A 10,079-nucleotide genomic window follows, 5' to 3' on the forward strand; every position below is an offset into this window, starting at 1 on the left:
AGGCGGTGGGCCGGGCGGCCGGTCGGCGGCGGTGGCTCACCAGGTGTGGGCCACGTCCACCACGAGGTGCCCGTCCAACTGCAGCACCCGGAAGGGCAGACGGGCCCGCACCCCGAGTCCGAACTGCGTCTGGCCCTCGAAGGAGCCGCCGAACTTCGCGTCGCGGAAGGTGTGGTAGCCGGTGAGGTTCACACCGGGCAGGGCCTTGCCGACCTTGCCGGGGTACGTGGGAGCGCCGGAGTCGTAGGCCGGTGCCCGCACGACGACCTCCAGGATGGCGCCGCCGCTGACCGGGATGGTCTGGCCGGTCGGGTCCTGGATCAGGTGGTCGACGTACTGCACGGTGTAGCCGAGCTGGTCGGCGGAGGCGCCGGGGACGTCGACGACGAACCGGTCGTAGCAGTCGTGGCGACCGGTCCTGGCGTTGGTGATGTACTCGCCCGCCGTGCTGGACCAGTCCGTCTTGGCGAGGCTGCCCCAACCGGTCGGGCAGGCGGCCGCCACGCGCGGGGCGGCGGCCGGGGCGGCCACGCTCGGTACCGCGGCCGCACCCAGTGCGGCGGTCACGAGGGCGGCGGTCACGCAGACCGTTCTGCTTCTGGTCATCTCTGTTCCCCCCAAGGGCGTGAATGTCCGACATCAGGGGAGACATTCGGATCGGCCGGACGGTTGCACTCCGCTCACCGGAAAGCGGGAACTGCGCCCGCCGGGCGGTGGAGGGTCCGGGCGGGCGGGGCGGGTGGCGGTGACCGTCAGCCCTGCCGACGGCCGTCCGCACGGCGGGCAAGGAGCAGGGCCACGTCGTCGTCCGCCTCGGGGTTGAGGGCCGCGAGCAGCAGGTCGCAGGTGTCCTCCAGGGGGAGCCGGGTGTCGTCCAGGACGCGCAGCAGGTTGCGCAGTCCCACGTCGACGGACATCGTGTGGCTCTCGACCAGGCCGTCCGTGAACAGGGCGAGCAGGGCTCCCTCGGCGAGTTCGTGCTCGCCTGCGGTGAAGGGGACGCCGCCCACCCCGAGGGGGACACCGCCGGCGACGTCGAGGAGTTCGGCCTTGCCGTCCGGGTCCACCAGGACCGGCGGGAGATGGCCCGCCCGGGACAGTGCGCAGCGGCCGTTGCGCGGGTCGCAGACGACGTAGAGGCAGGTGGCCAGGGTGTCGGAGTCGCCGAGGGAGGCGGTGAGACCGTCGAGGTGGTGCAGCAGTTCGGCGGGAGGCAGGTCGAGCCGGGCCAGGGCGCGGGTGGCGGTGCGGAGCTGGCCCATGATCGCCGCCGCGTGCACCCCCTTGCCCATCACGTCACCGACGACGAGTCCGACCTTGCCGTCCTTGAGGGGCAGCACGTCGAACCAGTCCCCGCCCACCTCGCTGACGGCGGGCCGGTAGCGCGAGGCCACCTCCATGCCGCCGTGGTGCGGAGGCGCCTGCGACAGCAGGCTGCGCTGGAGGGTGAGCGCGATGTCCCGTTCCCGTCCGTACAGCCGCGCGTTGTCGATGGAGATGGCGGCGCGTGCCGCGAGTTCGACGGCGAGGGTGACGTCCTGGTCGTCGAACGGGCAGGGGTTGACCGTGCGGCACAGGCTGAGGGTGCCCAGGACCTCGCCGCGGGCCGTGAGGGGGACGGCCAGATAGGAGTGGACCCCGGCCCGGCGCAGGGTCTCCGCCGCGGCGTCGTCGCGGGCGATGCGCCGGATCACCGTGTCGTCGACGTGTGCCCGCAGGATGGGGCGTGCCTCGCGGACGCACTGGGTGACCATCCGGGACGGGCTGTACAGAGCGGGTCGCCCGACCGGGTCGGCGGCCTCGACGGCGTCGGTGGGGTGGCTCGCCTTGAGGGCGAGGGCCCAGAAGTCGAGGGACCCGTCCGCGCGGGGCGCGGCCGGGCCGCCGGGGTTGACGACGGCGGCGAGGGCGTCGACGGCCGCGAGGTCGGCGAGCTGGGGAACGGCCACGTCCGCCAGCTCGCGTGCCGTCCGGCGCAGGTCGAGCGTGGTGCCGATGCGGACACCGGCGTCGGCGATCACCGCGAGCCGTTCCCGCGCGCGGGCGACCTGGGCCGCCGCCCGCTGCCGTTCGGAGACGTCCAGGACGGAGACCGCCAGGCCCAGTACCCGCCCGTTCGGGTCCTCGATGCGGTGGTAGGACTCCGAGAAGGCGTGTTCCTCGGTGTCGGCCTCCGTGTGACCGACCGTCTGCTGGTCCAGCAGCGGCTCCCCCGTCCGCAGGACGTGGCGCATCCGTGCCTCGATGGCGTCGACGTCGAGGGCGGGCAGCACCTCGCCGACGCGGCGGCCGAGCACGGCTTCCTCGGGTACTCCGTTGAGGCGTTCCAGCGACGGGTTGACGCGCAGCCATCTGAGCTCCGTGTCGAAGACGGCGATCCCCACCGGCGACTGGCTGACCAGGATGTGGGAGAGCGCCAGGTCGCGTTCGACGTTGCGGACGGTCTCCGCGTCGGTGCCCAGGCCGAGGGCGAGGACGTCGCCGTCGGCGTCGCGCAGCTGCATGGTGCGGAACTCGACGCGGCGGGTGGAGCCGTCCTTGTGCCGCACCGGGAAGACACCCGCCCAGCGTGCTCCGGTGCGGACGCCGCGGAACAGGTCCCGCGCCCGCGCCCGGTTCTCCGGGGCGACGAGCAGCGCGCCGGCGTCCTGCCCCAGCGCCTCCGCTGCGGAGAAGCCGAACAGTGACTCGGCTTCGGGGCTCCACAGCGCGATCCGGCCGTCGCTGCCGAGGACGAGCGCGGCGACCCGCAGCACGTCGAGCAGCCCGCCGGGGGCGGCCGTGACGCCGTCCTGCCGGCCGCTTCCGGCCCGGGTCTCTCGCTCGGGCATACCGGACACTCCTTCCGGCGGCAGCACGGGAACCGGTCCCCTGCTGCCGGGCCCCCTGTCAGTCATACCTCCGCCCCCGCGCCGCCGCACGCCCTCACCGTCCACCCCGAGGGGGATCGGTCCGGGAGGGTGGATCGCCATGCGCGGAAAGTTCACGTACCTTCAGTACGTGAAGGACGGGGGGAGCAGATGACGCGAGGAACTCGGGCGGAGCAGCGGGAGCGGACCCGGCAGGCACTGGTGCGCGAGGGCCGCCGGCTGTTCGCGACGCTGGGGTACGGGGCCGTGGGGCTGTCGGAGATCGTGCGGGCGGCGGGCGTCACCAAGGGTGCGCTGTACCACCACTTCTCCAGCAAGGCCGAGTTGTTCCGGGCGGTGCTGGAGCAGGTGCAGGAGGAGGTGGCCGAGCGGATCGCCGAGACGGCGGACGCCCGGGAGGACACCTGGGAGCAGCTGGTCTCGGGATGCCAGGCGTTCCTCACCGTCTCCACGGACCCGGCGCTCCAGCGCATCATGCTCGTCGACGGGCCGGCCGTGCTGGGCTGGAGCGAGTGGCGGGCCATGAACGAGACGACGTCGGGGCGGCACCTGGCGCAGGTGCTCGGGGATCTGATCGAGGAGGGGACGATCGCCGCGCAGCCGGTCGAGCCGCTCACCCATCTGCTGTCGGGCGCGATGAACGAGGCGGCGCTGTGGCTGGCCGCCTCGAAGGATCCCGGCGACCTCGACGACACGCAGAACGCGCTGGTGGCGATGTTGCGGGCCCTGCGGGTGGCCTGACACGGGCCGGTGCCCCGCCGCGTGCGCACGCGGCGGGGCACCTCCGCGGTGTCGGCGGGTGAGCCGGTCAGGCCGCGCCGAGGGAACGGCCCGCGCGGTGCGCGCAGGCATAGCAGCCGCCCTGACCGCGGCGGATGTTGTTGAGCGCGGGCGTGCCGATGTGTCCGCAGGTCGTGCAGCGGCACCTCCAGGGGTCGCGCACCCGGCCGGGGAACGGCTCCAGCGGTTCCATGCCGACCGCCCGCATCTCCGCCTCGGCCGCCGCGCGGTCCACCGGGGCCCGACCGGCGCAGGCGCGGCAGCCGCCCTTCCCGGCGCGTATCCCGAACAGCCTCGGCTGCACGACGCGGCCGCAGACGACGTGCCGGCACAGCCATCGGACCCTGGCCCCGGGGTACGGCTCCAGCGGTTCGAAGCCCGCGGCGCGCATGTCGGCCTCGGCCTGCGCCCGGCCGGCCGCCCGTCGCCGTTCCCCGGCGGCGATGCGTCCGCAGTGGCGGCATCCCGCGCTGGCGCCGATGCGCACCGACGTGAACGTGGGTGCGACGTGGTGGGCGTTCTTCGCGCAGCGGCTGTTCCAGGCCACGTTGGCCCCCGGGTAGGGCTCCAGTGGTTCGAGTCCCGCGGCGCGCATCACCGCGACCGCGACCTCGGCGTCGATTCTTCCGGGCATGACCGCTCTCCCCCTCGTCCAGCGATCCCGCGCCCGCACCGGGGGTCATTCCGGTGCGATCACGCGGATCTTCACTCCATTGGGATCGGTGACGAGCACGTCGTCACCTTCCGGTCCGTCGGTGCCGGACCGTCTCGCTCCGGCCGGGGCCGCGCAGGCGGCGACCCGTGCCAGCTCCTTGTGCCCGCCCTCCACCTCGACCGTGAACCGGACCAGGTTCATCGGCCGCCGCAGGGCCGCCGGGAGGGCCGGGTGCGTGGGGTCGACGAGGAGGAGCTCGCGGGGGGCCGGTCCGGGCCGGCCGAGACCGACGTACCAGTCCGTCTCTTCGGTGACCTCGAAGCCGAACAGGTCGCTGTAGAACGCGCGGGACTCCTTGATGCGGATGGTGCGGATCACCGGACAGAGGCTGGTCAGCATGGAGCGCCCTCTCCAGTCACGTACCGAAGGTATGCGAGTGAACCTAGTGACGTACCATCGGTATGTCAACACGGCGGTCATCCGCCCGGAGCCGGTCCGCCATGCCGATGTCCGTGCGGGAAACCCAGTTCAGCTCGTACGGGGCGGCGGGTACGGGCGTACCCTCGGGCACGGCCAGGGCCGCGGCGTGGGTGGTGTGCGCGGGGCCGCACGGCAGGTTGCGGACGGTCCAGCCGGGTGGACGCCGGGGCGAGCCGGGCGGCTCGCCGTCGCCCAGGTAGTCCCGGTCCAGCGCGCGGGCGAGGCCGGTGCCGAGACCCTTCAGATAGGCCTCCTTGCGCGCCCAGAGGCGGCAGAACCACAGGGGTCTGACCCGCTCCGGGACCGCGGTGGCCTCGCGCCGCTCCTGGGGGTGCAGGCGCTCCAGGCACGACTCGACGGTCCGGCGGCCGGGTGTCCGCTCGGCGTCCACGCCCAGCGGCACGGCCCCGATCGCCACGAGCGACAGACCCGGGCAGTGGGAGAGCGAGAAGTGCGGACCGGCCCCGTTCCCCAGCAGCACGGGCCGCCCGTGCGGGCCGCCGCACCGCGCGCACGGCGCCCGCCCGAGGAGGACGTCCACGGGGTGGCAGCCGAGGTGCTCGGCGAGCAGCAGCCGCAGCGCGACGTGCGTGGCGACGTAGTGGGAACGGTCCGCCGGGCGCCGGAAGGAGCGGGCCCTGCGCCGTTCGTCCGCGTCCAGGAGCGACAGGCTCAGTGCCTCGTCCCACGGCGGCGGTCTCCGCACGGCCCACACCTGCGGCGACTCCGTATGTCTCGGCACTGCGGCCGCCATGCGTCCCCCGTTCCGCTGCCCGCGACGTGACGGTGGAGGTGTTTCCTCGTTGGCACGGCGAACGCGACCCGCGTTCGAACGCCCCGTGCCCACCTCAGAACGGTGACACCATGACGCCCTCCACCGTGACCAGCTTCTATCCGGTGATCTGCACCCCGAGGCTGCGGGAGTCCGCGGACTTCTACACGGACCTGCTCGGATTCGAGAAGACCTTCGAGAACGACTGGTACGTCAGCCTCCGCCGCCCCGAGCCCCCGTACTACGAGCTCGCCCTGGTCGACGCGGCCCACGAGACGATCCCGGACGCCTACCGCCGCCCCGCTCAGGGCGTCCTGCTCAACTTCGAGGTGCCCGACGTCGACGCCGAGTACGCCCGGCTCGTGGAGGAGTCCGGGCTGAAGCCGGAACTCCCCCTGCGCAGTGAGGACTTCGGGCAGCGGCACTTCATCGTGGCCGCGCCCGACGGCGTCCTCGTCGACGTCATCACCCCGATCGCCCCCACCGCCGAGCACGCCGCCGCCTACACGGAGCGTCCCGGCGCGTGAGGGCCGCGGCCCGCTCCCCGGTCAGGACGCGGGCTGCTCCGCGGGCGTGACCGGGCTCTCGGCGGGTTCCGGGGTCTGCTCCCCGGCGCCCGTGGGCGGGGCCTTGATGACGACCGCCACGAGCACGGCCGTGCCGAGCGCGAGCAGCGCGCCGACGACACCGATGACGTTCATGCCCTCGGTGAACGCCGCCCGGCCCGAGCCGACGAACGCCGCGGCCACGTCCGCGGGCAGGTCCTTCGCGGCACGAAGCGCCTCGGCGAGGGTGTCACCGGCGCCGTCCGGGACCCGCGCGGGCACGTCCACCTCGCCGCGGTACACGGCCGTGCCGACACTGCCGAGGATCGCCACGCCGAGGGCCATGCCCAGTTCGGTGCTGGTCTCGGAGATCGCCGCCGCGGAACCGGCCTGCTCGGGCGGCGCCGAGCCGACCACGATGTCGGTGCCCAGCGCGATGAGCGGGCCACCACCGGCGTACACGAAGGCGAACCCGGTCACCACCTGCGCGATGCCGGAGGTGCTGTCGGCGAGGGCCAGCATGACGTGTCCCAGCGCCGACACGGCGAGTCCGACGGCGACGACGTAGGCGGGCCGCACCTTGCTCGCGGCGATCGGGGACACCACGGACGTCACGATCAGCGCGAACGCCGCAGGCAGCAGGTACAGGCCGGCCGTCATCGGTGACAGGCCGCCGACGAGCTGAAGGTACTGCGTCACGAACAGATAGGTGCCGCCCGCGACCAGCATGCTCAGCAGCAGCGTCACCAGGGATGTACGGAACGCCGGGTTGCCGAACAGGCGGAAGTCCAGCAAGGGGCTGTCCAGGCCGCGCTGCCGGCGCACGAACACCACGCCCATGACCAGGCCCGCGACGAGGGCCAGCAGCGGCGGGGCCGACATCCCGTCGTTGGCGATCTCCTTCAGCCCGTAGATCACCGGCAGGATCGCCGCCAGCGACAGCGCCACGCTCACCAGGTCGACCCGGCCGGCCTGCTCGTCGCGGTACTCCGGCAGCAGCACGGGACCGGCCACCAGCAGCAGCGCCATGATCGGCACCCCGAGCAGGAACACCGAACCCCACCAGAAGTACTCCAGCATGGCCCCGCCGACCACCGGGCCGAGCGCGATGCCGACGGAGAACATGGTGACCCACACGGCGATGGCCACGCCGCGCTGCCTGCCGTCCCGGAACATGTTGGTGATCAGCGCGAGCGTGGACGGCATCAGCGTGGCACCGGCGACGCCGAGCGCCGCGCGCGCCGCGATCAGCGCGGCCGGGCCGTCCGCGTAGGCGGCCGCCACGGAGGCCACGCCGAAGGCGGCGGCGCCCGTCAGCAGCAGCTTCCGGCGGCCGACGCGGTCGCCCAGCGAGCCCATGGTCACCAGGAAGCCGGCGATCAGGAAGCCGTAGATGTCGATGATCCACAGCATCTGTGCGGCCGAGGGGTTCAGCGCCTCGCTGATGTGCGGGACCGCCAGGTGCAGCACGCTCACATCGATCGACAGCAGCAGCGTGGGAAGCGCCAGCACGGCCAGGCCCAGCCACTCCCGTGGCCCGGCCCGGTGGGAGGTATCGGCGATGGTGCTCAACTCGTCTCCTTCGACAGGTGCTTCGAACCGCCGCCCGGAACGGATACCGGGCGGCCGGACGTACGGAGGACCCGGCCCCCGTACGGGGTGCCCGCGTGCGGTGCGCCGGGTCGGCCGGCCACCAGACGGTGGACGACGGCCGCAGCGGGCGCGGGCTCGTAGAGGTAGAAATGGCCGCCGGGGAACATCAGCCGCCGGAAGCCGGCGGTGGTCTCCAGGGACCACAGGTGCAGCCGCTCGGCGACGACGACGGGATCGTCGACCGCGCCGAGCGCGAGGATGGGCACGCCGGTGCCCGACAGCGGCCGCTCGTGGTGCTCCATCGCCTCCAGGTCGGCGCGGATCGCCCGCAGCGACAGCCGGACCAGGTCGTCCCGGTCCAGCAGCCGGTGCGTCACGCCGCCGATGTCCAGCAGGTGCTCCACCAGTTCGGCGTCGCTCCTGAGATGGGCGAAGGGCGGCTCGGCGGGGAAGCACGGAGGCTGGCGCGCCGAGACCGCCAGCAGCTCCGGCGCGAAGCCCTTGTGCTCCATGATCCGGGTCAGTTCGTACGCGAGGACGCTGCCGAAACTGTGCCCGACGACGGCGTACGGCAGCTCGGGCAGCTCCGCCAGCGCCGCGGCGAGCGCTTCGACCAGGGGTTCGACGCGGGTGAGGGGCCGCTCGCCGACACGGGCGCCCCGGCCGGGCAGTTGGGCGACGACGAGTTCCACGTCCGGGGGCAGGAACCGCGCCCACGGGCGGAACGCGGAGGGCCACCCGCCGGCGTGCGGGAAGGCCACCACGCGGAACCGGGGCGGGTGCCCGGGGCCCACGGTGATCCACCAGTCACGCATCGGCCACCGCCCGTCCCGCGCCGATGTCGGCCTCGGCTCCGGTGGGGGTGGGGAGGGGGGCGCGGGTGTCGGCCGGTCGGCCGGTCAGCAGTGGGTGATGGGTCCGCAGATGCTCGATCACGCGGCTCTGGTGGCCCTGGAGGCGCTGGCCCGGCAGATGGTCCAGGGAGTGCAGGAACGGGTCCTGGGGGGCGGGCAGTGCGGCGATCGCGCTCGCCGTGGCGAGCACCAGCATCGGCTGGTACCAAGCGGAGTAGCCGCCCTCGTGCACGAAGACGACACGGCCCCCGGTCAGTTCGTCGGCGAGACGGCACATCGCCGACGTCATGGCGTGGAACGTCCGGCTGGTGCACATCATGCGGCCCATCGGGTCGTGGCCGCCCGCGTCGACGCCCGCCGCGACCAGGATCAGCTCGGGCCGGAACGCGCGGGCCGCGGGCTCCACCACCCGCTCGACGACGGCGAGGTAGGCGCCGTGCCCCGACCCCGGCGGCAGCGGGACGTTGAGCGTGCCGCCGGCGCCCGCGCCCGTCCCCGTCTCCATCACGTGGCCGGACGCCGCCGGGAACAGCCCGTCCTGGTGGACCGACACGTACAGCACGTCCGGGTCGTCGTAGAACACCCGTTGGATGCCGTTGCCGTGGTGCACGTCCCAGTCCAGGACCATCACCCGGCGCGCCCCACGGCGTTGTGCGGCCCGCGCGGCGACGGCGACGTTGTTGTAGAGGCACAGGGCCATCGCCCGGTCGGGTTCCGCGTGGTGGCCCGGCGGGCGGACCAGGCAGTACGCCCGCCGGAACCGCCCGTCCAGGACCTGCTCGGCGGCCTGTACCGCGGCGCCCGCAGCGAGCCTGGCGGCCTGCGCGCTGTGGTAGTTGACCTGCGCGTACACGCCGGCGTCGCCACCGCCGGACGCCGACACCGCCTCCACGCGGGCGATGTGCTCCGGCACGTGCACCAGCAGCAGGTCCTCGTCGGTGGCGGGCGCCGGCGTCACGCACGTGTACCGGTCCAGCACTCCGGACGCCTTCACCAGCCCCTCGGCGCGGCGCAGATCGGGGTCGACCGCGAACTGCCGCAGCGGTTCGACGCCGGGGCCCACCGGCACGTACCCCGAGCCGGGCCCGGGGTCGTGCCAGAAGCACATCTCGTGGCTGTACCACGCCAGGTCGGACGTGTTCACCCGGCGGACACACCCAGCGAGGCCCGGCTGACGCCGGAGACCTTCTCGATGTACTGGAGGTAGTACTCGCGCTCCTCGTCCGGGGTGCGCTTGGCCCGGAACGTCGTCTCCAGCAGGTCGAGGACCTCACCGGTCCGCCCCGGGGTGAGCGGCTGTTCGGCGACCTCCTCCTCGACGGCGCGGATGCGCGCGGCGGGCTCGACCACGCCTCTGGTGTGTTCGTCCTGGTCGGTGTTGTGGTTTCGGGTCGAGGCGATGGTCTTCAGCACCGCCGAGAAGAACGCCGTCTTGTCGATGTCCGCCATGTCGGTTCCCCCTTGCTCGTCGTGAGTGCGTGCGACGTGCCGTTCCCCCCGGACCGCGCGGCGTCCCGCGCCGCGCGGTCC

At 73.5% G+C, this 10,079-nt stretch carries 11 protein-coding genes; 2 read left to right on the forward strand and 9 right to left on the reverse strand.

All coding sequences use genetic code 11. The features are described from left to right. Positions 1–36: 36 nt before the first annotated feature. Entirely contained in the window at positions 37–606 is a 570-nt protein-coding gene (locus tag GSY65_RS02095; RefSeq protein WP_159765657.1) for an AMIN-like domain-containing (lipo)protein, read from the reverse strand. Between the two features lie 146 nt (positions 607–752). Beyond that, positions 753–2,831: a SpoIIE family protein phosphatase gene (locus GSY65_RS02100; protein ID WP_159765658.1), complete on the reverse strand. Its 2,079-nt coding sequence runs from the start codon at positions 2,829–2,831 to the stop codon at positions 753–755. 189 nt (positions 2,832–3,020) lie between these two features. On the opposite strand from GSY65_RS02100, the gene GSY65_RS02105 reads away from it, so the two are divergent. After that, positions 3,021–3,611 (forward strand): TetR/AcrR family transcriptional regulator, encoded by a 591-nt coding sequence (locus tag GSY65_RS02105; RefSeq protein WP_159765659.1) that lies wholly within the window; start codon positions 3,021–3,023, stop codon positions 3,609–3,611. Positions 3,612–3,678: 67 nt separating this feature from the next. Here GSY65_RS02105 and GSY65_RS02110 read toward each other — a convergent pair whose 3' ends face one another. The 3 genes from GSY65_RS02110 to GSY65_RS02120 are packed head-to-tail and all read right to left on the reverse strand — an operon-like array spanning position 3,679 to position 5,491. Then, positions 3,679–4,284, reverse strand: coding sequence for a hypothetical protein (locus GSY65_RS02110; RefSeq protein WP_159765660.1), 606 nt, complete (start codon positions 4,282–4,284; stop codon positions 3,679–3,681). Positions 4,285–4,329: 45 nt separating this feature from the next. After that, on the reverse strand, positions 4,330–4,704 hold the full coding sequence (locus tag GSY65_RS02115; protein WP_159765661.1) for a VOC family protein: 375 nt from the start codon (positions 4,702–4,704) through the stop codon (positions 4,330–4,332). Between the two features lie 43 nt (positions 4,705–4,747). Continuing rightward, complete coding sequence (locus GSY65_RS02120) at positions 4,748–5,491, reverse strand: 4'-phosphopantetheinyl transferase family protein (protein ID WP_236579665.1); 744 nt, start codon at positions 5,489–5,491, stop codon at positions 4,748–4,750. A gap of 158 nt (positions 5,492–5,649) precedes the next feature. Between GSY65_RS02120 and GSY65_RS02125 the strand changes: the two genes are divergently transcribed. Next, complete coding sequence (locus tag GSY65_RS02125; RefSeq protein WP_159765663.1) at positions 5,650–6,084, forward strand: VOC family protein; 435 nt, start codon at positions 5,650–5,652, stop codon at positions 6,082–6,084. A 21-nt stretch (positions 6,085–6,105) separates the two neighbouring features. Here GSY65_RS02125 and GSY65_RS02130 read toward each other — a convergent pair whose 3' ends face one another. Genes GSY65_RS02130 through GSY65_RS02145 form a run of 4 tightly spaced genes read right to left on the reverse strand, consistent with a single transcriptional unit; the run spans position 6,106 to position 9,998 of the window. Next, a complete protein-coding gene (locus tag GSY65_RS02130; RefSeq protein WP_159765664.1) occupies positions 6,106–7,674 on the reverse strand; it encodes an MFS transporter in 1,569 nt (522 codons plus the stop codon). Then, complete coding sequence (locus GSY65_RS02135; protein WP_159765665.1) at positions 7,671–8,510, reverse strand: thioesterase II family protein; 840 nt, start codon at positions 8,508–8,510, stop codon at positions 7,671–7,673. The genes GSY65_RS02130 and GSY65_RS02135 overlap by 4 nt, the downstream gene beginning before the upstream one ends. After that, positions 8,503–9,693: a class II histone deacetylase gene (locus tag GSY65_RS02140; RefSeq protein ID WP_236579666.1), complete on the reverse strand. Its 1,191-nt coding sequence runs from the start codon at positions 9,691–9,693 to the stop codon at positions 8,503–8,505. Before GSY65_RS02140 ends, GSY65_RS02135 begins: the two co-directional genes overlap by 8 nt. Beyond that, on the reverse strand, positions 9,690–9,998 hold the full coding sequence (locus GSY65_RS02145) for a hypothetical protein (protein WP_159765666.1): 309 nt from the start codon (positions 9,996–9,998) through the stop codon (positions 9,690–9,692). The genes GSY65_RS02140 and GSY65_RS02145 overlap by 4 nt, the downstream gene beginning before the upstream one ends. Between the last annotated feature and the right edge of the window lie 81 nt (positions 9,999–10,079).

This window comes from Streptomyces sp. HM190 (assembly GCF_009857135.1).
In the GTDB taxonomy this organism is placed as follows: domain Bacteria; phylum Actinomycetota; class Actinomycetes; order Streptomycetales; family Streptomycetaceae; genus Streptomyces; species Streptomyces heilongjiangensis.